General features: G+C 65.5%; 22 protein-coding genes. 11 read left to right on the top strand and 11 right to left on the bottom strand.

What is annotated here, in order from left to right:
* Positions 1 to 20: 20 nt before the first annotated feature.
* Positions 21 to 1,739, top strand: a complete 1,719-nt coding sequence (arnT, locus tag AC1ZV1_RS16070; protein WP_484292573.1) for a lipid IV(A) 4-amino-4-deoxy-L-arabinosyltransferase — start codon at positions 21 to 23, stop codon at positions 1,737 to 1,739.
* Positions 1,740 to 1,901: 162 nt separating this feature from the next.
* Here the strand turns inward: arnT and dapA are convergent, their stop codons facing one another.
* Positions 1,902 to 2,768: a 4-hydroxy-tetrahydrodipicolinate synthase gene (gene dapA / locus AC1ZV1_RS16075; protein WP_484292574.1), complete on the bottom strand. Its 867-nt coding sequence runs from the start codon at positions 2,766 to 2,768 to the stop codon at positions 1,902 to 1,904.
* 300 nt (positions 2,769 to 3,068) lie between these two features.
* Positions 3,069 to 3,374: a winged helix-turn-helix transcriptional regulator gene (locus AC1ZV1_RS16080; protein ID WP_484292575.1), complete on the bottom strand. Its 306-nt coding sequence runs from the start codon at positions 3,372 to 3,374 to the stop codon at positions 3,069 to 3,071.
* A 147-nt stretch (positions 3,375 to 3,521) separates the two neighbouring features.
* On the opposite strand from AC1ZV1_RS16080, the gene AC1ZV1_RS16085 reads away from it, so the two are divergent.
* Positions 3,522 to 4,271, top strand: coding sequence for an SDR family oxidoreductase (locus AC1ZV1_RS16085; RefSeq protein ID WP_484292576.1), 750 nt, complete (start codon positions 3,522 to 3,524; stop codon positions 4,269 to 4,271).
* 4 nt (positions 4,272 to 4,275) lie between these two features.
* Here the strand turns inward: AC1ZV1_RS16085 and epsC are convergent, their stop codons facing one another.
* Entirely contained in the window at positions 4,276 to 5,229 is a 954-nt protein-coding gene (gene epsC / locus AC1ZV1_RS16090) for a serine O-acetyltransferase EpsC (protein ID WP_484292577.1), read from the bottom strand.
* A 382-nt stretch (positions 5,230 to 5,611) separates the two neighbouring features.
* Here epsC and ssuD point away from each other — a divergent pair, with 382 nt between their 5' ends.
* Complete coding sequence (gene ssuD / locus AC1ZV1_RS16095) at positions 5,612 to 6,760, top strand: FMNH2-dependent alkanesulfonate monooxygenase (protein WP_484292578.1); 1,149 nt, start codon at positions 5,612 to 5,614, stop codon at positions 6,758 to 6,760.
* 266 nt (positions 6,761 to 7,026) lie between these two features.
* Positions 7,027 to 7,281 (top strand): hypothetical protein, encoded by a 255-nt coding sequence (locus tag AC1ZV1_RS16100; RefSeq protein ID WP_484292579.1) that lies wholly within the window; start codon positions 7,027 to 7,029, stop codon positions 7,279 to 7,281.
* Between the two features lie 55 nt (positions 7,282 to 7,336).
* Here AC1ZV1_RS16100 and AC1ZV1_RS16105 read toward each other — a convergent pair whose 3' ends face one another.
* The 3 genes from AC1ZV1_RS16105 to AC1ZV1_RS16115 form a co-directional block, all read right to left on the bottom strand.
* Positions 7,337 to 7,567, bottom strand: coding sequence for a hypothetical protein (locus tag AC1ZV1_RS16105; RefSeq protein WP_484292580.1), 231 nt, complete (start codon positions 7,565 to 7,567; stop codon positions 7,337 to 7,339).
* Between the two features lie 177 nt (positions 7,568 to 7,744).
* Positions 7,745 to 7,903 carry a hypothetical protein gene (locus AC1ZV1_RS16110; RefSeq protein ID WP_484292581.1) on the bottom strand — a complete coding sequence of 53 codons (159 nt, stop codon included), beginning with the start codon at positions 7,901 to 7,903 and terminating at the stop codon, positions 7,745 to 7,747.
* A 178-nt stretch (positions 7,904 to 8,081) separates the two neighbouring features.
* On the bottom strand, positions 8,082 to 8,321 hold the full coding sequence (locus tag AC1ZV1_RS16115; RefSeq protein ID WP_484292582.1) for a hypothetical protein: 240 nt from the start codon (positions 8,319 to 8,321) through the stop codon (positions 8,082 to 8,084).
* A gap of 173 nt (positions 8,322 to 8,494) precedes the next feature.
* Between AC1ZV1_RS16115 and AC1ZV1_RS16120 the strand changes: the two genes are divergently transcribed.
* Positions 8,495 to 8,755 (top strand): hypothetical protein, encoded by a 261-nt coding sequence (locus AC1ZV1_RS16120; protein WP_484292583.1) that lies wholly within the window; start codon positions 8,495 to 8,497, stop codon positions 8,753 to 8,755.
* Positions 8,756 to 8,761: 6 nt separating this feature from the next.
* Here the strand turns inward: AC1ZV1_RS16120 and AC1ZV1_RS16125 are convergent, their stop codons facing one another.
* Positions 8,762 to 8,986 carry a hypothetical protein gene (locus tag AC1ZV1_RS16125; protein WP_484292584.1) on the bottom strand — a complete coding sequence of 75 codons (225 nt, stop codon included), beginning with the start codon at positions 8,984 to 8,986 and terminating at the stop codon, positions 8,762 to 8,764.
* Positions 8,987 to 9,310: 324 nt separating this feature from the next.
* On the opposite strand from AC1ZV1_RS16125, the gene AC1ZV1_RS16130 reads away from it, so the two are divergent.
* Complete coding sequence (locus AC1ZV1_RS16130) at positions 9,311 to 9,478, top strand: con-10 family general stress protein (RefSeq protein ID WP_484292585.1); 168 nt, start codon at positions 9,311 to 9,313, stop codon at positions 9,476 to 9,478.
* Positions 9,479 to 9,608: 130 nt separating this feature from the next.
* Here AC1ZV1_RS16130 and AC1ZV1_RS16135 read toward each other — a convergent pair whose 3' ends face one another.
* From AC1ZV1_RS16135 to AC1ZV1_RS16145, 3 genes are all read right to left on the bottom strand, one after another.
* A complete protein-coding gene (locus AC1ZV1_RS16135) occupies positions 9,609 to 9,782 on the bottom strand; it encodes a hypothetical protein (protein WP_484292586.1) in 174 nt (57 codons plus the stop codon).
* 123 nt (positions 9,783 to 9,905) lie between these two features.
* On the bottom strand, positions 9,906 to 10,298 hold the full coding sequence (locus AC1ZV1_RS16140) for a response regulator (RefSeq protein WP_484292587.1): 393 nt from the start codon (positions 10,296 to 10,298) through the stop codon (positions 9,906 to 9,908).
* Positions 10,299 to 10,649: 351 nt separating this feature from the next.
* Positions 10,650 to 13,199, bottom strand: coding sequence for a bifunctional diguanylate cyclase/phosphodiesterase (locus AC1ZV1_RS16145; protein ID WP_484292588.1), 2,550 nt, complete (start codon positions 13,197 to 13,199; stop codon positions 10,650 to 10,652).
* Positions 13,200 to 13,498: 299 nt separating this feature from the next.
* On the opposite strand from AC1ZV1_RS16145, the gene AC1ZV1_RS16150 reads away from it, so the two are divergent.
* The gene (locus tag AC1ZV1_RS16150; RefSeq protein WP_484292589.1) at positions 13,499 to 14,140 is read left to right on the top strand and encodes a phosphoribosyltransferase; all 642 of its coding nucleotides are present in this window, start codon (positions 13,499 to 13,501) and stop codon (positions 14,138 to 14,140) included.
* A gap of 43 nt (positions 14,141 to 14,183) precedes the next feature.
* Here the strand turns inward: AC1ZV1_RS16150 and AC1ZV1_RS16155 are convergent, their stop codons facing one another.
* The gene (locus tag AC1ZV1_RS16155; protein WP_484292590.1) at positions 14,184 to 15,230 is read right to left on the bottom strand and encodes a LacI family DNA-binding transcriptional regulator; all 1,047 of its coding nucleotides are present in this window, start codon (positions 15,228 to 15,230) and stop codon (positions 14,184 to 14,186) included.
* Between the two features lie 216 nt (positions 15,231 to 15,446).
* Between AC1ZV1_RS16155 and AC1ZV1_RS16160 the strand changes: the two genes are divergently transcribed.
* The 4 genes from AC1ZV1_RS16160 to AC1ZV1_RS16175 all read left to right on the top strand — a co-directional run bounded on the left by AC1ZV1_RS16160 (position 15,447) and on the right by AC1ZV1_RS16175 (position 21,164).
* Entirely contained in the window at positions 15,447 to 17,705 is a 2,259-nt protein-coding gene (locus AC1ZV1_RS16160; RefSeq protein WP_484292591.1) for a TonB-dependent receptor, read from the top strand.
* A gap of 105 nt (positions 17,706 to 17,810) precedes the next feature.
* Complete coding sequence (locus AC1ZV1_RS16165) at positions 17,811 to 19,133, top strand: LLM class flavin-dependent oxidoreductase (RefSeq protein ID WP_484292592.1); 1,323 nt, start codon at positions 17,811 to 17,813, stop codon at positions 19,131 to 19,133.
* A gap of 53 nt (positions 19,134 to 19,186) precedes the next feature.
* Positions 19,187 to 20,230, top strand: a complete 1,044-nt coding sequence (mgrA, locus tag AC1ZV1_RS16170; RefSeq protein ID WP_484292593.1) for an L-glyceraldehyde 3-phosphate reductase — start codon at positions 19,187 to 19,189, stop codon at positions 20,228 to 20,230.
* A 4-nt stretch (positions 20,231 to 20,234) separates the two neighbouring features.
* Entirely contained in the window at positions 20,235 to 21,164 is a 930-nt protein-coding gene (locus tag AC1ZV1_RS16175; protein ID WP_484292594.1) for an aliphatic sulfonate ABC transporter substrate-binding protein, read from the top strand.
* The last annotated feature ends 262 nt before the right edge of the window (positions 21,165 to 21,426 follow it).

The following is a 21,426-nucleotide window of genomic DNA, read 5'->3' on the forward strand; positions in this document are numbered from 1 at the left end:
ACACTCGAGGAAACGAGCCGATGAGCGACCTCACGCTCCCATCTCCGTGCCGCACCGGCACCACCACCGCCGGCCTTGCACGGGCCTTGCCGGCGGCAGCCTATCCCGCGTTACTGATCGCCTTCGTGCTGTGCTTCCTGGCACCGCTCGGGCTGCATGGGCTGTGGATACCCGACGAGACACGCTACGCCCAGGCCGCCCAGGAGCTGCTGCACAGCGGGAACTGGGTGGCGCCGCACTTCCTGGGACTGCGCTACTTCGAGAAGCCCATCGGCGGCTATTGGCTGATCGCGATCGGCCAGGCGATCTTCGGCGACAACCTGTTCGGCGCCCGCATTGCCTCCGCAGCGACAACCGCCGCCACCTTCGGCCTGATCGTCCTGCTGGGACGCCGCCTCTGGAATGACCACTGGAAGACCTGGACAGCCTGCCTGCTCTACATGAGCTACGGCCTGGCCGCCGGGCAGGCCGGCTACGCCAACATCGACCCGCAGCTGACCCTCTGGATTACGCTCAGCCTGGTCGCGGCCTGGTACGCGATGGAAGGTGAAAACCCGCGCGAACGCTGGGCCGGTTGGGGCCTGCTCGGCGTGGCCTGCGCCATGGGCTTCATGACCAAGGGCTTCCTGGCCTGGCTGCTGCCGGTAATCGTGGTGGCGCCCTACGCCATCCTCCAGCAACGCTGGCGCGAACTGCTCAAGGGTGGTCCGTTGGCGATCCTGCTGGCCGTGCTGCTCAGCCTGCCCTGGGCACTTGCCGTGCATCACCGCGAAGCGGACTTCTGGCAGTTCTTCTTCTGGAACGAGCACATCCGTCGTTTCGCCGGGGCCAAGGCGCAACACGCCGCACCGTTCTGGTTCTTCGTGCCGATGCTGTTTGCCGGCGCCCTCCCCTGGGCCCTGCTGGTCGTGCCCAGCCTCAGACGCGCCTGGCGCGAGCGGAAGGAACGCCGAACCGCCTTCCTGGCCCTCTGGTTCGCCATGCCGTTCCTGTTTTTCAGCCTCAGCAAGGGCAAGCTGCCGACCTACATCCTGCCGTGCTTCGTTCCGCTGGCGCTGCTGATGGCCAACACCCTGGTCGACAAGCTGCGCCAGAGGGATGTGTTCGCGATCAGTGGCAACGGCCTGTTCAACCTGGTCGCCGGCTGCCTGGCCCTGCTCGGCCTGATCACCGTGCAGATCGTGCACCCGGTCTACACCGGCCAGCCCGTGCAACTGACCCTGGGCCTGCTGGTCTGCGCCACCTGGGCGGCCTGCGGCTTTGCCCAGTGGATGCGCCCAACGCGCCACTGGTTCGCGCCGGCCCTGGGGTTGTGGGTCCTGATCGCGCTGTTGCCGGCGGCGATGCCGATCTCGGTGGTTGATAACAAGATGCCCGACCAGTTCATCGCCCAGCACCTGGGCGAGCTGAAAGGCGCGAAGAGCCTGCTGAGCAACGAGCTCGGCGCCGCCTCGGCGCTGGCATGGCGATTGAACCGCAGCGACGTGACCCTGCTCGATGTCCAGGGCGAACTCCAGTACGGCCTGTCCTATCCGGATGCCGAGGACCGCAAGGTGACCTCGGAAATTATCCAGCGCTGGCTTGCCCAGCACGCCGAACAAGGCCCGGTCGGAATTGTGCTGAATCTGTCCGGAAAATCGGGGGCGATCGTGCCCTCGTGGATTCCGCCTGGCGCGGATGTGTTCCAGCGGAACAACCTGCTTATCGTCATCACCCGAGCGCCGGGCGCGATGAGGTGATGAACGCCTGACGAGGGATGCGACCGCGCCAGTCGCACCTTCGGACGGCCGGCACGGCAGCTTTCCCTCCTCACCGACCCGCTGCGGCCGATGGGTAGCTGCCGTCCTTCGCGTTGCCGCCCCGCGTCCGCCTGTCAGCGGCGTGGCGCATGCGCGCAGCGCCTAGTCGTCCAGTTCCGCCAGGACACCCTTGAGCCGCTCCAGGGTGGTCGGCGTGCAGGCCTGCATCGGCTCGCGCACCTCGTTGGCGATCCAGCCCTGCAGCGCGAGCGCGCCTTTCACGGCGGCCGGATTCGGCTCGGCAAAAGCGGCCTGCATCCACGGCAGCAGGCGGTAGAACGTACGGCGCGCAGCGTTCACGTCGCCCTCCTCCATCTGCTGGAACAACCGCACGTACAGATCGGCGCGAACATGGGATGACGCCGAGATCGCCCCGGCGCCACCCAGGCACAGGTTGGCGAAGATCTGCAGGTCTTCCCCGGTGAGCACGTCCACCTGGCCATCGGCGATCAGTGCCAGGGTGGTCTCCACATCGCCCGCGCAATCCTTGATCGCCACGATGTTCGGATGGCGAACGATACGGCGCAGCGTCTCGCGCTCGATGCGCACGCCGGTACGGTAGGGAATGTCGTAGAGCACCAGCGGTACGCGGGCAGCGTCGGCTACGGTGCGGAAGAAGGCTTCCAGCCCCGCCTGGGATGGACGGATATAGTAAGGCGCCGGCACCAGCACGCCCGCCACCGGACGGCGCTGGATATCCTCCAGGAATGCCAGCACCTCGCGCTGGTTGTTGCCCGCCAGGCCCATGATTACCTGTTGCGGCGCCACCCACTGCAGCACGGCGTCGAGCACCTCGAGTTGCTCGTCATGGCTGAGCGCGGCGGCCTCGCCCGTGGTGCCACAGACCACGAGACCGGCGACACCCTGCTCCAGCAGCTGCCCCACCAGCCCCTGCAGCGCAGGGAAATCGACTGCGCCATCACGAAAGGGAGTGACCAGCGCCACCCAGATCCCACGAAAATTCGACATGCAAAAACTCCAGTTGGCTGACCGTCGGGTCGCCGTCAGGGAGGGATGCGGGAATCAAGCGGGGGAGGTTCGACCTTGCGCCTTGTGTCCTGTCAGCCCATCTGACGGGACAGCGCCCCGGTCAAATGAGCGACTGTTTCTTCGATTTCTTGGCAACGACAACGCACGCGCATGCCTGGGCAAGGGAGCCCGAAGCGGAAAGCGAGTGGTTGAAGATGGAGAACATGGAAATGCCGTTGCACAAAATGTCTGACGGATACTGCTGAAGGAATGAGAGAGCTGTCAACTCCCCCGCTCCGCTCATTCGCCCTTCAACTGCCGACCGTGGCTGCACATCCATCCCGCCAGGGAATCCAGGGTCGGGTGCAGCGTCACGCCCAGGGGCGTAATGCGGTACTCCACCCGTGGCGGCACTTCGGCGAAGACCTTGCGCGCCACCAGGCCGCGCTGTTCGAACAGGCGCAGCTGGCGGGTCAGCTCCTTCTGGGTGATCGGCGCGACCGCGCGTTGCAGCTCGCTGAAGCGGATCGGTGCGTCGGTGACGATGAGCCGGTAGAGAATCGGGATCGCCCACTTGCCGGAGATCAGGCTGACGAAACGCAGCATGGGGCAATCATTTTCTTCAGCCGGCGACGGCGCGTCGTTATTCATGGCGTCCCTCGAGCTCCCTTGGTATCCAGTTGGTGCCTACTATGCAAAGGATACCATTGCGAAAATACTGGCCTGCAAGCCATCTCATCGAGGAGTTGAAGCATGAATCGCCTGCAGGGCAAGTACGCACTGGTCACCGGCGGCACCAGCGGTATCGGACTGGAAACCGTCCGCCGGTTCATCGCAGAAGGCGCGCGGGTCGCTGTCACCGGCCGGGATGCGGTGGCACTGGAGCAGGTGCAGCAGGCCTTCGGCGAGGCCGTCCTGACCCTGCGCAGTGACGCCGGCGACATCGCCGCGCAACGCCAACTGGCAGAGCAGCTGCAAGCCCGCTGGCCGCGTCTGGACATACTGTTCGCCAATGCCGGCGACGTGACTCACCGCCCGCTGGAAGACTGGGACGAAGGTGCCTGGAACCAGCTGATGGCGGTCAACCTGAAGGGACCGTTCTTCCTCATCCAGGCTTTGCTGCCGCTACTGGCCAACCCCGCATCGGTGATCCTCTGCGGCTCCACCAGCGCACACATCGGGTTGCCGCAAAGCAGCGCCTATGCAGCAAGCAAGGCGGGATTGCTGTCGCTGGCCAGGACTCTGTCCGGCGAGCTCGCCGGGCGCGGCATCCGTGTCAACGGCCTGAGTCCGGGGCCGACCGAAACGCCCGCGCTGGACAAGCTCGGCCTACCGCCGGAGCAGCAGGCCGCGATGCGCCAGCAGATTCGCGAACTGGTCCCGATCGGCCGCCTGGGAAGCACCTGGGAACTGGCCCAGGCCGCAGTCTTCCTGGCGTCGGACGAGTCGGCCTTCATGGTCGGCAGCGAGCTGCTGGTGGACGGCGGCGTCGCCAATCTCTGAGGTGTCAGTCCTTGCCGCAGCGGCTTTCGTCGTGCTGCAGGCTGGCCTGGCTCACCTGGCTGCCCGGCGGCACGCTGCGGGTCAGCCAGACGTTACCGCCGATGGTCGAACCCTTGCCGATGGTGACGCGGCCGAGAATGGTGGCGCCGGCATAGATCACCACTTCGTCCTCGACGATCGGGTGGCGCGGTTCGCCCTTGTGCAACTGGCCGGTCTCGTCGGAAGTGAAACGCTTCGCGCCCAGGGTGACGGCCTGGTAGATGCGCACCTGCTTGCCGATGATCGCGGTTTCGCCGATCACCACCCCGGTGCCGTGATCGATGAAGAAGCTGCTGCCGATCTGCGCGCCGGGGTGGATGTCGATCCCGGTGGCCGAGTGCGCCAGCTCCGAGATGATCCGTGCCAGCAGCGGCAAGCCGGCGTTGTACAGGTGGTGCGCGAGGCGATGGTGAATGATCGCCACCACGCCCGGATAGCACAGCAGGACTTCGTCCACGCTGCGCGCGGCCGGGTCGCCCTGGTAGGCCGCGAGTACGTCGGCATCCAGCAGCCGGCGCATTTCCGGCAGCGCACGAGCGAAGTCGCGCACCAGCACCACGGCATGCTCGTCGATCCGGCTGTCGACCACGTCGCCGCGCTGCCGGGCGCTGTAACGCAGTTCCAGGCGTGCCTGGACCAGCAGTGCATTGAGCGCGGCGTCCAGGGTGTGGCCGACGAAGAAGTCTTCACTTTCCTCGCGCAGGTCGTTCGGGCCCAGGCGCATGGGGAACAGCGCGCTCGCCAGGCGCTCGACGACTTCCTCGATGGAGTGGCGCGACGGCAGCTCACGACCGCCCTGCTCCGGGTGGCGCCCGGTGCGGGAGCGCCATTCATTGCGCGCACCACGCAGGTCCTCGACGATTTGCGCCAGTTGCCAATTCACCGGGCCATTCTCGTTCAGTCGGTTGGCGTCATTCATCGCTTGCTGTGTTCCTTCGTAAGACGGGCATTCAATCACGGTTGCTTATCCTGATCGGTCCTACAGCGCAGGACAAATCGCCGGAAGGCATAACCTAATGCCTTTTTTGTAGCACGCAGTGTTGCCCAGCCAACAGCGAATCAACAGCAATGTTTCCACGGCAACACATCGCCAGCGCCGAAATCCGCGGAATCCGTAGCCTGCGGCTCTGGCACAGGCCTTGCTGCCAGGCAGGACCCACAGCGCACCCGTGCTTTTCCCTTTGCCTGAACGGAGCGCACGAATCGTGCCGGCTGCCGGGACCGTATTCCAAATAAAGACGTGCCACGCGTGCACCGACGGGGCGACGCCCTACTTCGACGATGGCAACGAGGACACCCTTATGAGTCTGGATATTTTCTGGTTCCTGCCCACTTCCGGCGATACCCGCTACCTGGGCCATTCCGGCAGTGGCCGCCCGGCGACCAACGAGTACATGCGGCAGATCGCCGTGGCCGCCGACCAGCTCGGCTACGATGGCCTGCTGATTCCCACCGGCAGCAGCTGCCTGGATCCCTGGGTTACCGCCGCCAGCCTGGTGCCGGTCACCCAGCGCATCAAACTGCTGGTGGCGCTGCGCACCTCGCTGGGCAACCCCACCGCCTCGGCACGCCAGGCCGCGACCCTGGACCAGGCCAGTGGTGGCCGCCTGCTGCTCAACGTCGTGCCGGGCGGCGACAGCACCGAGCTGGAAGCTGACGGAGTATTCCTCAGCCATGACGAACGCTACTCCGCTTCCGACGAGTTCCTGACCATCTGGCGCCGCCTGCTCTCGGGCGAAACCGTGGACTACGAAGGCAAGCACCTGAAGGTCAACGGCGCGCAAAACTTCTTCCCGCCCGTGCAGAAGCCCTACCCCCCGCTGTACTTCGGCGGTTCCTCCCCTGCCGCCCACGAACTGGCCGCCAAGCATGTGGATGCCTACCTGACCTGGGGTGAACCGCCAGCGGCAGTGGCCGAGAAGATCGCTGACGTGCGCGAGCGCGCCGCGCGTCAGGGACGCACCGTACGTTTCGGCGTGCGCCTGCACGTGATCGTCCGCGAAACCAACGAAAAGGCCTGGGCCGCCGCTGACGAACTGATCAGTCACCTGGACGACGCCACCATCGCCGCCGCGCAATCCAACTACGCGAAAATGGATTCGGTCGGCCAACAGCGCATGGCCGCGCTGCACGGCGGTGACCGCAACAAGCTGGAGGTGGCTCCCAATCTCTGGGCGGGTGTCGGCCTGGTACGCGGCGGCGCGGGCACTGCGCTGGTCGGTGATGCGGAAACCGTCGCCGCGCGTCTGCTGGAGTACGCCGCGCTGGGCGTGGACAGCTTTGTGCTGTCGGGCTATCCGCACCTCGAAGAAGCCTACCGATTCGCCGAGTTGGTATTCCCGTTGCTGCCGGGCAAGGGTCGCGTGACGGTGGACGGCGTACTGACCGGCGGCGCCTTCGATGTGCGCGCCGGTCGCGACACGCATAAGGAAAAGGAAGCCGCCGCCTGATGGCTCGTGCCCCGTCCGGCCAGGACGGGGCACTTCAGGAGTTGGCGCAGGGCTGACGCCCTCCTCTTTCGCGCGCCAGCGAATCGACTGCCCGATACAGCATGCGCCCGACCTCATGGAATGCCTGACAGCGAACGGGCCACCAGCTGGCGTTCGTCGCTAATCAACGCCGCGAATGGTGGAGATGGCGATGCAGCGAAAGATGATATTCAAATGCCATCACTTTATGCTCTATTCGGGTTTTCACGCGTTGACACGGAGGTTACGTGGCCCCGATCTACAGCAAAGGCACCTATGAGCTGTTCACTCCCGGCGGGGTCGGCAAGCGCATCGGCGTGCTGCGCAATGGCCGGGTCGAACTGCAGAGCAGCCCCGATCGCTTCCGCGTCTATGCCAACCATCTGTTCATCGAGCTGAACGGCCAGGACCTGGGCGAATGCATCGGTGAAATCGACGCCGAGGGCCGCGCCCGATGGCTGGATGGCCGGGCGCTATTCCACCTGGTAGCGACTTCCTCGTGACGCCGACGTCCCGGCACTTCAGGGGCCCCATGCTCCCGCGAATCGAGCGCTCCGCTCACTTCTTGGCAATCCCGCTGAGGGTGATGCCGTAACGGCGCAATAATTCGTTGGCAGCCGCATCCCCCTGTGTATCCCGCGCAGCGCCATAGTCGCCAGCGGGCAAGTTCTGCCTCACCCATTCGCGAAGGAAGGCAGTGGCCTCCTCGATGGACGGCTGCGAGCCCTGCGTCATCTCGACAGTGCTGGTGTTGTTGTCCTTCTGGTAGCTGATCACCCAGACAGTCATGAATACCTCCTGGATTGCAGTGAAGAGCATGAATATTCGAATCGGGTGGCACGACCGAGTTGCAGTGGCGCGACCGGTGGAAAGGGCCCTTACAGCGCTGCACGAATGGCATGCGTGCTCGCCATCGGCTCGTCTGGAAGGGCCCACGTGAGTGTTGTGACGTGACTGCAGTGCGTCTCACTGGCTGCGCTCTGCCGCCTCGAAGGACACATCCCGTACGTTGTGAGCTTCGACATTTCGCCGGATGGTGTGGTAACGCTTCTGGAAGCCGCGCAGGTCGATGATGGGAATCTGCAGGTAGCGGGCGACATGGCACCAGGCGCGCGCTTCGCTCATCGCATCGTCCATGGCCTCGAACTCGAACGCCCGGCCTTCCTTCAAGAAATGGACGCGGTACCGCTTTACCGATGACTCGTCCCCCATGGCGCCTCCCGTTCGTGCCTGTGCTTCAAGCAATGACTGGCCGGGAGCTTTTTCAGTTCCGCCAAAAACAGGGAGGATCGGGGCGGTTAAGTCAATCCATCACCACCAGGGAGATCGTGCCGCCGTCAGCCGGCGCATGGTGCAGAACAAGGTCGATCCGGTGGGCAGCATGCAGCAGGGTTTCAGCGTCACGCTCCAGCAACTGCGCGGCGGCCAGCAGTGCCGCTGCCGTGTCGACAGAGGTGGCCCGGACTGCGGCTTCGCGCAACACCTGGACGACATAGGTTTCATTGAAAGCCGAGGCCATCAGTACCTTTCGCAGTCGCTCCACGCCAGCCTCCATTGCTGATAGATGGGCATAGGAGGAATAGCCCCGATTTGCCCTTCACACTTCGCCAGCCGACGATTGGCGCGGCCTGCCGGAACAGTTATTATTTGGTAACGCGTTACCTTTCGGCCACCCTCTTTACGGTAACGCGTTACACAGACAGCAAGGAGCCCGCCATGAAAGACGCCAAGGACAGAGCCACCCGCGATGCGTTCGAAGCGCCGCGCAAAGGTCGCCCACGCAAGGAGGGCGCCATGACCAATGCCGAGAAACAGGCGGCCTATCGCAAGCGCCGTGCAGAATCCGGCGGCGGCGCGGTGATGCTCAACAACGAGGAAATCTGGCTGATCTGCCATGCGCTGGACGGCAAGGTCTGGGAGTCCGACGCGGAGCAGCGTCAGAAGCTGATCGCCCGGCTGCGCAGGCGGGTGGTCTGAGTCCGCTCACATCAGGCCGCAGATCAGCTCCATCCCCAGGCTCCTGACCTGCTGGTCGGTACGCAGTTCGTCGCCGTGGATGCCTATCACGTTGGTCCGCGGGATCGACGCGTCACAGCCCAGCAGGCTGATCAGATAACGGCCGTCTTCCTGGCGGTCGCAGGTGAATGTGAACGCTGGGTAACTCCGGTGAAGAAGATCTGCCACGTTCTGGCAACTGGGCGGGTTCATCGACGACTCCTGAATGCATGGCTTCATTCTGAAGGCTCAGTGACAAAACGAAACCGTGGCCCGAGGCCATCGTTTTTTTCAACCGCCGCCTGGCCTGTCGAGGAAAACCCACTGCGAATGAGCCGCTTGCGCAGCGAAGATCGACCCTCTGCCCCGCCTGCCAATTTAATTACCCGGACCGGCGGTATCGGCTTTACATATAACCCCGGTCTGCGCCAGCAATCCCCCTTCGTTCTAAACAAGAGTCGAACAGCCGCTGATGAATTCTTTCGGATGAAGGGAATGCCCCGCATTCGTCCATTCCATTACCCAGGAGCAAGTACCATGGCCGAACACAGAGGCGGTAAAGGCAATTTCGCGGAAGACCCGCAACGCGCATCCGAAGCAGGCCGCAAAGGCGGCCAGCAGAGCGGCGGCAACTTCAAGAACGACCCGGCACGGGCATCTGACGCGGGTCGCAAGGGTGGGCAGCGCAGTCACGCCGGCCACTGACTGACAGGCTGGCGATCTCTGCGTGGACCGTCCGCCTGTTGAAACCGCCCTCTACGCACAAACGAAAACGGCGCCGACGATTCGGCGCCGTTTCTCATGGAGGTCTGCGGGTGTCGCGAAAGCCCGTCGGCTAGAAGGTGCAAACGACTTCGCTCACCCGGATATCCGAGCGCGAATCGTGCCCGACGGGGCCATGCAGGGCGCGGACAAACTTCTGAGCCTGCTCGCGGTTCAAGCTTTCCTGCAGCAGCACCGTGCTCATGGCTCTGCCGTCGCGGTGGTAGCGAATCAGGTACGCGTGCATGGTGATCTCTCCCGGGTGGGCAGGAAATGAAATGGGCAGGGGCAACTATAGGCACAGGTGTCGCACTCAGCCCGGAACCTGAACCGGAACCCGACTGCGGCAGCGACATTTCCCCCTGTCGCCTCAGGTCAGCAGCCAGGGCTGTACCGGCGGATTGCGCAGGGTACGCTGGATGGCGCCTTCGAGTTCGCTCAGATCCGCCGACTTGGGCAGCACCGGATAAGGCCCGCCCTCCTCGTTCATCTCTGCCCAGGGCGAAAGCACCAGCACGCGCATGCGTGGGCGCAGCGGCAGGCAGGCCTCGATCAACGCCGCGCCGGTCAGCGGGCCAGTCAGTTGTTCGTCGATCAGGAACAGGTCGATGACCGAGGATGACACCAGGTGTTCGATGGCCTCTTCTTCGCTGAGGGCGCTGAGCACCGCGTGTCCCTGACCGAGCAGGTGATCTTCCAGGCGCTGGAGTTGTTCGGGCGCTTCTTCGAGGACCAGCACCATCGTGTTATCGAGCGTTTGCATGTCGTGCATCTCCCTTGTCGAGGCAGGAAATGCAGCAAGTTCCGCGCCTGCACGCTCCTGACGCCCAGAAGACCGCGGCAGAGCCGCTGCGACGCACGGTGATCGCGTAGCGCCACTAGCAGGCTGCCCGATTGCGCTCCCGGCGCGCGGCAAAATGCCCGAACGCCTCCAGCCTGCGCAGCACCGTTCACGGCACCGCATATGTCCTCAACCGAAACGGCCTATCGCCATACGTTGCTTGGCAGCCACGATCAGGCTGTTAGGGTTAAGACACGTTCCACCGTTTCCCCTGGCCCCATTTCCGACGGGGCCTTCTTTTTGCGTTCGACCAGCCCCCCCAGATACCTCGCACTATTGCGCCGCGTTTCGCGACGCCTCCAAGAGGCGCGCGAGGCGTTTCCGGTCCACTGCCTCGCTGAACAGAAAACCCTGGACCTCGCCACACTGCTCGTCTTCGAGGATGCGCAACTGGCCTTCGGTTTCCACGCCCTCGGCGGTCACTGCGAGATTCAGCGCCTTGCCCAGGCCGATGATGGCCTGCACGATCGATCGATCACGGCTGGTCGTGTCGAGGGTCGCAACAAAGCGACGGTCGATCTTGATGCTGTCGAAGGGATACGAACGCAGGTAGCCCAGGGACGAATAGCCGGTACCGAAATCGTCCATGTTCAGCTTCACACCCAGCTCCTTGAGCGCCTGCATGGTCTGCAGCGCGCACTCGACATCGCCCAGCATGGTGTTCTCGGTCACCTCCAGCTCCAGGCGCTCGGCCGCCAGTCCGGATTCCACCAGCGCCTGCTGCACCTGGCCAACGATATCGGCGTGGGCAAACTGGCTGGGCGAGATGTTCACCGAGACCTGCATCGTCCCCGGCCAGCCGGCGGCTTCGCGGCAGGCCTCGCGCAATACCCAGGCGCCGATATCGACGATCAGGTCGCTCTCCTCAGCCAGCTTGATGAACTCCTCCGGTCCCACCACCCCACGTGTGGGGTGGTTCCAGCGCAGCAGTGCCTCGGCGGAGACGATGGCGAGGTCTCCCACCCGGTAGCGCGGCTGGTAGTACAGCTCCAGCTGCTCCTCGCGCAGGGCCTGGCGCAGTTCCATCTCGCTGCGTTTCTTCGCTCGCAGCTGCACATCCATGTCCTCGGAATAGAAGCGCCACGCGTTGCGCCCGGCGGTCTTGGCTTCGTACATGGCGACGTCGGCGCAACGCAGCAGGTTCTGCGCGTCGCCCCGGGCGTCGCCGGAGAGGACGATGCCGATGCTGGTGCCGACATGCAGGAGGTGGCCGTTGTAGTCGATCGGCTGGTTGATGAGGGCCACCAGGCGCCGGCAGAAGGCCTCCGCGTCCTCGCGGCCGTGGGACTGGCTATCGACGATGACGAACTCGTCGCCGCCCAAGCGCGCCACCAGGTCCTCGCCGCGGATCGATTCGCGCAGGCGCTCGGCAACCATCTGCAAGACGGCGTCCCCGGCCGGGTGGCCGAGCGTGTCGTTGATTGGCTTGAAGCGGTCCAGGTCCAGCATCAGTACCGCCATCTGCTCCTCCCGCGCACTGCCCAGCAGATCGTCCATGAAGCTGGCGAGTTTGCTGCGGTTGGGCAGCCCGGTCAGCGCATCGTGCAGCGACAGGTGCTGGATGCGCGCATGGGCTTCGACTTCATGGGTGATGTCCGCGCTGGTGCCGCGATAGCCGCGCCCGCCAGCGCCGGAGGCGGTGAACTTGCAGATACGTCGCAGACCGCGCGCGTCGCGGAAGCCGCAGGTCAGGGTGCTGGAATGGCCTTCCTGGGGAATCTTCTCCAGCCAGGCAATCAGGCTGGTGGTGTCGCAGGTGATCAGGTCATCGATGCGCCGCCCGATCCAGTCGACGATGGAGTAGCCGGTCAGCGTCTCGAAGCGCGCCGAAAGATAGGTCAGGCGGAACGTATCGTCGGTCTCCCAGATCCAGTCCGAGCTGGCCTCGGCGATGGCCTTGAAGCGTTGCTCACTGGTTTCCAGCGCCAGATTGCTGTTTTTCAGGCTGTGCTGGTAGTGATCCACCACCCGCGCATTGGCCAGCGAGGCGCGTACCAGCCACGCCAGGAAAACCAGCACCAGCACCACTACCACGCCCCAGACGCCCACCAGCCGATGCAGCATGTCGCTGCCGGGCGTTGGCGTGCGCCAATTCAGCTCGAAGCCGGAGTCGCCCAGGTCGATCGCGCTACCGTCACTGACCCGGACGTCGTTGGCGCGAACCTGCAATCCGCCCAGGCCGAAATCCCCCGCCATCTTCTGCAGCTTCGCGGGCGTGAGCTGGTCGACGAAGACCATCAGCGGGCCGTCCAGCGGCGGGTTCGCATGGGTCGGTCGGACCAGTGCTGCCGTTGCAAGGGCCGGTTGATTGCCGAGGGAGACGTAACGCGTTACCACCGAATCACGGCGCGCAGCGACCGTGGCGGCGTCGCGCAGTTCGTCGAGATTGATCGGCATCTCGCTGGTGCAATGGCTACGCGTCAGCCGTCCGTCCCGCATCACGTATTCCTCGCCAGCCTGGTTGAGCACGCAGACCATCTCGTATTCATTGGCGCTGTAAAGCAGCGGGCCGACGTTGTCCTCGCGGTAGGCCCAGTCGACATTGAGCGGCGGACCGAGATAGCGGTAGGCATCGCTCCAGAAGGCGTAGGTCCTGATCAGCGATTCGGAGGCAGCGATCCGATTCTGGAGTGCCTTGCCGGCATAGAAACGGGTCTGTTCCCGGGCCATCTCGTCCTGCACCGAAGCAATGTGCCCCATCACCGCCCCGCTCACCCCGAGCGCCCCGATCAGGATCAGGATGAACAGCGTCAGGTGCCAGGTGACGGTGCGCTGGGCGGATATCTCGCGTGGCGCCGCGAGCCGGTCGACGTGGGTATTCATCGGCGTCTCTTCTGGGAGGACTTACCTGTGGGAGTGGCGCGGCGGGGCGACGTTCAACCTGAACGCCTGTCGCGTGCAGCCGGCGACCGTTCGCGCGCAATAGCTGAACCTTCGATAGGGTGGCGGCTCTCACCCCACGGCAGACCTGCGCGCGCCCGGCAGAGCCCGTCCGGGAGGCTGGAATCCGCTTTCCGCAGGTCGCAGGCCCCGCGCGGTCCGTCTAACCTGAAGTTCGGAACGCATCCGCGAGCGGCCCTTTACCCAGGACACGCTGCTGTGACTCGCGAAAGGAGATTCAGATGCCCTCAGTGCAATACACCAACCGTCGTCACGCCGGCGTGGCACTGGCGATGGTCCTGCGTGACATGCCGCTGGAGAACCCTCTGGTGCTCGCCCTGCCCCGTGGCGGCGTGCCAGTCGGCAAGGAAATTGCCCGGGCCCTCGGCGCCCCGCTGGACGTCCTGCTGGTGCGCAAGATCGGCGCGCCGGGCAACGAGGAGCTTGCCCTGGGCGCCATCGTCGACGGCCCGGAGCCGAACTGGGTGGTGGACGAGCAGATGCTCGAGCGCTTCGATCCCCCGCCGGAATGGTTCGAGCAACAGGCGCTGGAGCAGCTCCGCGAACTGGAGCGCCGCCGGGTGCTTTATCGCGGCGTGAAGGCGCCGGCGCAGCTGGAGGATCGCGACCTGATCGTGGTCGATGACGGCCTCGCCACCGGCAGCAGCATGCGCGCCGCGCTCAAGTGTCTGCGCGCGCACCACCCGCACAAGGTCGTGCTGGCGGTGCCGGTGGGCCCGGCGGAAACCGTGCAGAAGCTGCGCGACGAGGTGGATGTTCTGGTCTGCCTGGACACACCGTCGCCGTTTCGCGCGGTGGGTGATCACTACCGGGATTTCCACCAGCTCAGTGACCAGGAAGTAATCGACCTCCTGGCTAAATGACTGGCGGGCGCGAGCGCTGCGCGCGGCCCGCGGGCAGGGCGCCTCAGGCGCTTTCGCGCTCCAGCACCCGGCAGCTGAGCAGATTCAGCCGCTCCACCGCGCCCTCCAGCGGCGCCACGCCGATCGACTGCAAGACCCTCAACGCAGCGATCTCGCCGATGTCGCGGGCCGGTGGTTTGATGGTGGACAGGCTGGGCAGCAGCATCGGCGCGAAGGGATAGTCACCAAACCCCAGCACCGCGCAATCCTCGGGAATCTTCAAGCCGGCGCGCTGGCCGGCGAGCAGCCCGCCAGCAGCCAGGTTGTCATTGGCGAAGACGATCGCCTCCGGCCGCCGCACTCCCCGCGCCATCAGGGCTTCCATGGCCTGCCGCCCGGCGTCGAAAGGGGCGCTTTCGGTGGGTACGAACATCCACGGCTCGCCACCCAGTTCGCGCAGGGTAGCGGCATAGCCATCTCGCCGATCCAGGGCGCTGAAGTCGCCGGGTGCGCTGTTCTGCACGAAGGCGATGCGCCTATAGCCCTTGCCATGCAAGTGACGCACCGCATCGACGCCGACCTGGTAATGGGAGAATCCGACCTGGATCGGCGCGCGCTCGGGCTGGTAGTCCCAGACTTCCACCACCGGCATGTCCGCACCCGCAATCAGCTTCTCGGTCGCGGCGGTATGGAAGTGGCTGGTGAGCACGAGCGCCGCCGGGTTCCAGCCCAGGAAGGCGCGCACGGCGCTTTCTTCCTTGTCCTCGGAGAAATAACTGGAAGCCAGCAATAGCTGGTAACCGTGGGCGGCCAGGGTGTCGCTGAAGGCCTGGATGGTATCGGCGAAGATCGGCCCGGAAATGTTCGGCACCACCATTCCCACCACCCTGCCCCGCGCCGATGCCAGCCCGCCGGCCACCTGGTTGGGCACGTAGCCCAGCGCCTCCACTGCCGCGCCGATGCGTTCACGCAGATCGTCCGACAGCTGCGCCGGCTGGTTGAAGTAGCGCGACACGCTGATGGCGGAAACGCCCGCGCGTTCGGCAACTGCAGTCAGCGTCACGCGGCCTGCGCCACGGCGCTTGCGGGGTGTCTGGCTGGCCAATCCCATTCTCCTGCTTCTGTTGTTCAGGAATATAAACGTAATTTTTAATTATTTGACGATCTATCTGGCGATTCAGGATACTCGCCGATGTTAGCGCTAACAACACAAACTGTCCGCAACGATCCAGCCACTCGCACGAGCGAGCGCTCGTGACAGTCCCAGAGAAAAATAGGCGCCCCGGCACAGAGACCCGAGGGCGGACCAGGGCACGAAGGAGTGGCTATGCAATCGCAACATCGGGGGACGCTCGGCCGTCCGCAATTCACTGGCCGGCGCAGTGCGCTGGCCCTGGGTATCGCCAGCGTGATCGGCGCGCTGGCCTGCAGCGTGCAGGCCGCCGACGCCACCAGCAGCGACACCCAGTCCGCTGACTCGGCACCGACGCTCAAAGCGGTGACCGTCACCGCCACCCGCCGCGAGGAATCGTTGCAGAAGGTGCCGGTGGCCGTCTCGGTGGTGGATGGCGAGCAACTGGAGCGCGACAACCGCAACAACGTGTCGAGCATCGTCCAGCAGGTGCCGACCCTGAACTTCCGCACCGGCGCCTCGAACAAGGACACCTCGTTGTTCGTCCGTGGCGTGGGTACCATCTCCACCTCCCCCGGCGTCGAACCGAGCGTGTCCACCGTCATTGATGGCGTGGTGCTCGGACGCCCCGGCCAGGCGACGCTGGACCTGCTCGATGTCGAGCGCATCGAGGTGCTGCGCGGACCGCAGGGCACCCTGTTCGGCAAGAACGCCTCGGCCGGCGTGCTCAACGTGGTCACCCGCGAGGTGCCGGACGAAACCACCGGTTACATCGACTACTCGCACTTCGGCGGCGGCAACGAGAACCGCACCCGCTTCGGCATCGGCGGTACGCTGGTTCCCGGCAAGCTCAAGGCCAGCGTCACCGCCCTGGTGAGCAGCTACGACGGCAACGTGGACAACGTCTACAACGGCCACGAGGTAAACGGCTACAACCGCGCCGGCGCACGCACCAAGTTCGAGATCACCCCCAACGACGACCTCAAGGTCACGCTGATCGCCGACTACATGAAGGGCAACGACGACGGCCCCAGCGGCGTCATCACCAGCACCTCCAGCGCCGCGTTCGCCAACGCCCTGCGCCCGGTCACGGCGGACAGCGACAACCGCAGGATCAACAGCGACTACCGCACCCACGTCGACGACACCAACAAGGGCCTGTCGGCGCAGCTGGACTGGAACCTGGGTAATTACACCCTGACCTCCATCAGCGCCTGGCGCGGCTGGGACAATACCCAGTGGCAGGATGGCGACCGGCTCTCGCAGGTCACCGCCAGCATCCCCAGCTCCCACGACAAGGGCGAGCTGAACTACGACCAGTACTCCCAGGAGCTGCGCCTGGCCTCGCCCAAGGGCGAGTTCCTCGAATACGTCGGCGGGCTCTATTACATGCATGCCACGGACGACGAGACCTACCGCCGCGTGGTGACGTCCACCACCACGCAGAACACCGGTGTGGCCGACTACAGCACGCGCAGCGACACCTATGCGGTGTTCGGCGAAAGCACGCTGAACTTCACCGACGACTTCCGCGGCATCGCCGGCTTGCGCTACACCCACGACGACCTGGAGTACGACCACCGCCGCCGATCCACCTCGGCCACGGCGGTGACTGGTATCCAGCCGTCCACGTCCAGCTCCGGTTCCACCGACGAGGATGGCTGGTCCGGCCGCCTGGGCCTGCAGTACGACCTCAGCGAGCAGCTCACCAGCTACCTCACCTACTCGCGCGGCTACAAGGGCCCGGCCTACAACGTGTTCTTCAACATGCAGCCGCGCGACACCGAGGCACTCAAACCGGAGACCTCCAACTCGTGGGAAGCGGGCCTGAAGGCCACGGCGCTGGACAACCGCCTGACTGCCAACCTCGCGGTGTTCCACACCGTCTACGACAACTACCAGGCGAACTTCTACGACACCGTCGCAGGGCAGGTGGTGACCCGCCTGATCAACGCCGGCTCGGTTAAGACCGAAGGCGCCGAACTGGACTTCAGCTACCAGGCCACGCGCCAGTTGAAGGTCTCCGGTGCCCTCGCCTACACCAAGGCGCGTATCGACAGTTTCGCCTGCCCCGCCGGCGCGGCATCCAGCTGCAACGTCAATGGCAAACCGCTGCCCTTCTCGCCGGACTGGAAGAGCTATGTGCGCGCCGACTACAGCATCCCGCTGGACAATGGCCTGGATGTGGAACTGGGCACCGACTACAGCTGGCAGGACAAGGTGCAGTACGACCTGAGCCAGAACCCGGACACCATCCAGGGCGCCTACGGCCTGTGGAACGCCAGCATCGCCCTGGCCGACTACAACGACGGCTGGCGCGTCGCGCTGCTGGGCAAGAACCTCACCGACAAGTCCTATTCGCCCTTGCTGGCCAGCGGGGGCAGCTACATCTACCGGATGGTGCCGCGCGACGACGGTCGCTATTTCGGCGTTGAGCTGCGCAAGGACTTCTGATTGCCGCTTCAACCAGCAGCTCGCGGCGCCGGCTTGCCCCGGCGCCGCTGACAAGAACCCCACGCCGCCTTGCGTCCATCCCGACGGACACACAGGAAAACCGACATGACACGCACCCTTTCCCTTGGCGCCTTCCTCATGGCCACCGGTCACCACGTCTCGGCGTGGCGCCACCCGGATGTGCCGGCCAACGGCGGCCTCGACTTCCGCCTCTACAAGCGCCTGGCGCAAGTGGCCGAAGCGGCGAAGTTCGACGCTGTCTTCGTCGCCGACAGCGTGGCCGCGCCCACCGGCGACATCGCCAGCCGCATGGCGCGCTCCGACCATTTCGAGCCGCTGACCCTGCTCTCGGCGCTGGCGGCGGTGACCGAGCGCATCGGCCTGGTCGGCACCGTCACCACCAGCTACAACGAGCCGTACCACGTGGCGCGCAAGTTCGCGTCCCTCGACCATATCTCGGAAGGCCGCGCCGGCTGGAACCTGGTGACCTCCGATGCCGCCGCCGAGGCGCTGAACTTCAACCGCCAGGAACACTTCGGCCATGCTGAACGCTACGCCCGCGCACGGGAATTCCATGCCGTGGTGACCGGCCTGTGGGACAGCTGGGAAGACGACGCCTTCACCCGCGACAAGGCCAGCGGCCAGTACTACGACCCGGCCAAGCTGCACGTGCTCAACCACGAGGGCGAACACTTCCGCGTGCAGGGCCCGCTGAACGTCGCGCGCTCGCCCCAGGGCCGCCCGGTGATCGTCCAGGCCGGCAGCTCCGAGACCGGCCGTGAGCTGGCCGCGCAGACCGCCGAAGTGGTGTTCACCGCGCAGACCTCGCTGGCCGCCGCCCGTGACTTCTACAGCGACCTGAAAGGCCGCCTGCCGCGCTTCGGCCGCAGCGCGGATGACCTGCGCATCATGCCCGGCGTGTTCGTGGTGGTCGGCCAGAGCCAGGCCGAGGCGCAGGACAAGTTCGAGGCGTTCCAGGAGCTGGTGGAGCCGCAGGTCGGCGTCGCGCTGCTGTCGCGCATGCTGGGCAACTTCGACCTCTCCGCCTACCCCCTGGACGGCCCGCTGCCCGAATTGCCGCTCACCGACAGTGGTCAGCGCAGCCGCCAGTTGCTGCTCACCGAGCTGGCCGGGCGCGAGAACCTGACCCTCGCCCAGTTGGGCCGGCGCATTGCCGGCGGACGTGGGCACTACAGCCTGATCGGTACGCCTACGCAGATCGCCGACGAGCTCCAGGCGTGGTTCGAAGGCGGCGCCGCCGACGGCTTCAACGTGCTGGTGCCGCACCTGCCCGGCGGGCTGGAAGACGTGGCCAACCACATCGTGCCGGAATTGCAGCGCCGCGGGCTGTTCCGCCGGGAGTACAGCGGCAGCACCCTGCGCGACCACCTCGGGCTCAAGCGCCCCGCCAATCGCTACACGATCTGACGATTCACGGGCCGCCCCCTCTGCGGTCCGTTTCAGTTTGCCAAGGAGCCTCCATGACCTACCTCGCCCACCCCGACCGTTACCAGCGCGTCCCTTACCGCCGCGTCGGCCGCAGCGGGCTGGTGCTGCCCGCCCTCTCCCTGGGCCTGTGGCACAACTTCGGCGACAGCGTGCCGCTGGACCGCCAGCGCGCCCTGCTGCGCACCGCTTTCGACCTGGGCATCAACCACTTCGACCTGGCCAACAACTACGGCCCGCCCTACGGCAGCGCCGAGATCAACTTCGGTCGCCTGCTGCGCGAGGACTTCGCCGCCTACCGCGACGAACTGGTGATCTCCACCAAGGCCGGCTGGGACATGTGGCCCGGCCCCTACGGCCAGGGCGGCAGCTCGCGCAAATACCTGCTCTCCAGCCTCGACCAGAGTCTCGGGCGCCTGGGCGTGGACTACGTGGACATCTTCTATTCGCACCGCTTCGACCCGGACACGCCGCTGGAGGAAACCGCCGGTGCACTGGCCAGCGCCGTGCAGCAGGGCAAGGCACTGTACGTGGGCATCTCGTCCTATTCCGCCGGCAAGACCGCCGAACTCGCCGCGCTGCTGAAAGAGTGGAAGGTGCCGCTGCTGATCCACCAGCCGGCCTACAACCTGTTCAACCGCTGGGTGGAAAAGGACCTGCTGACCACCACCGACGAGCTGGGCAGTGGCGTCATCGCGTTCACTCCGCTGGCCCAGGGTCTGCTCACCGACCGATACCTGAAAGGCGTACCGGCCGATGCGCGGGTCAACCAGCCGGGCGGCGCCTCGCTGCGCCCCGAGCACCTGGCCGAGGACAACCTGCGTCGCGCTCTCGCGCTGAACGAAATCGCCCAACGACGCGGCCAGAGCCTGGCGCAACTGGCGCTGGCCTGGGTGTTGCGCGATGCCCGCGTGACGTCTGCGCTGATCGGCGCCAGCCGGCCGGAGCAGATCGTCGAGAATGTCGCCGCCCTGGACAACCGCTCCTTCAGTGCCGATGAGCTGGCGGAGATCGATCGCCACGCCGTGGAAGGCGGGATCAACCTCTGGGAAAAACCGTCCCACGACTGGAAGGATTAAGGCTGTGAGACTGTTCAATCGACTGCTCGCCGGGCTGCTGCTGATCGTGTCCGGCGCGGCCCAGGCACAGGACCCGACGCAGCTGCGCCTGGGCTACCAGAAGGCCTCGGTCAGCCTGGTGCTGGCCAAGGAGCACGGCCTGCTGGAGAAGCGCTTCCCGCAGACGAACATCCAGTGGATCGAATTCCCCGCCGGACCGCAGATGCTCGAAGCGCTGAACGTCGGCAGCCTGGACCTGGGCTCCACCGGCGACATCCCGCCGATCTTCGCCCAGGCCGCCGGCGCCGACCTGCTCTACGTCGGCGTCGAACCGCCCAAGCCGCAGGCGGAAACCGTGGTGGTGCCCAAGGACAGCCCGATCCATAGCGTCGCCGAGCTCAAGGGCAAGCGCGTGGCCTTCCAGAAAGGCTCCAGCTCGCACAACCTGCTGCTGCGTCTGCTGCAGAAGGAAGGCCTGAGCCTCAAGGACATCCAGCCGCTGTACCTGACCCCCGCCGATGCCCGCGCTGCGTTCGAGGGTGGCCGGGTCGATGCCTGGGCGATCTGGGACCCGTGGTATTCGGCGTTGCTGCTGGACGGCCACGCGCGTTTGCTGGCGGACGGTTCGGCGGTCGGGCTGAGCGGGCCGTTCTACCTGTCCAGCCGGGCATACGCGGGCGCCAACCCGGCGTTCATTCACCAGGTGCTGAACGCTCTCAACGAGGCCGAGGCCCTGACCCGCAGCGACGAGCCCGGCAGCGTGGCGATCATGGCGCGCGTCACCGGGCTGGCGCCGGCGGTGATCGAGGAGACCTTCAAGCACCGCCCGGCCTCGCCCATTCAACCGGTCAGCGACACGGACATTGCCGCGCAGCAGCGCACGGCCGACCTGTTCCTCACCGAGCGCATCCTGCCGCGCGCCGTGGATATCCGTGCTGCGCGGTGGAATCCCTGACGCATCGTTCTGTTTTCGCAGGAGCGAGCTTGCTCGCGAACAAACCCCGTGCCATGCGATTCGCGAGCAAGCTCGCTCCTACAGGGTTGCTCCGGACTGTCGCGGTGGAATGACCGAAAATGGTTATCTAACCGGTTGCTTTATATTTCTTCCAGTTATGAGCTAGACCAATTCATTCCTTCTCCGCGTCACCGCGGCGCTGCCACACTCGGCCTCGCCGGCGGGCCATCCCCGCCGCTCTGGAACGGGCCTTTCCCCACCC

Source organism: Pseudomonas sp. BB438 (assembly GCF_057180225.1).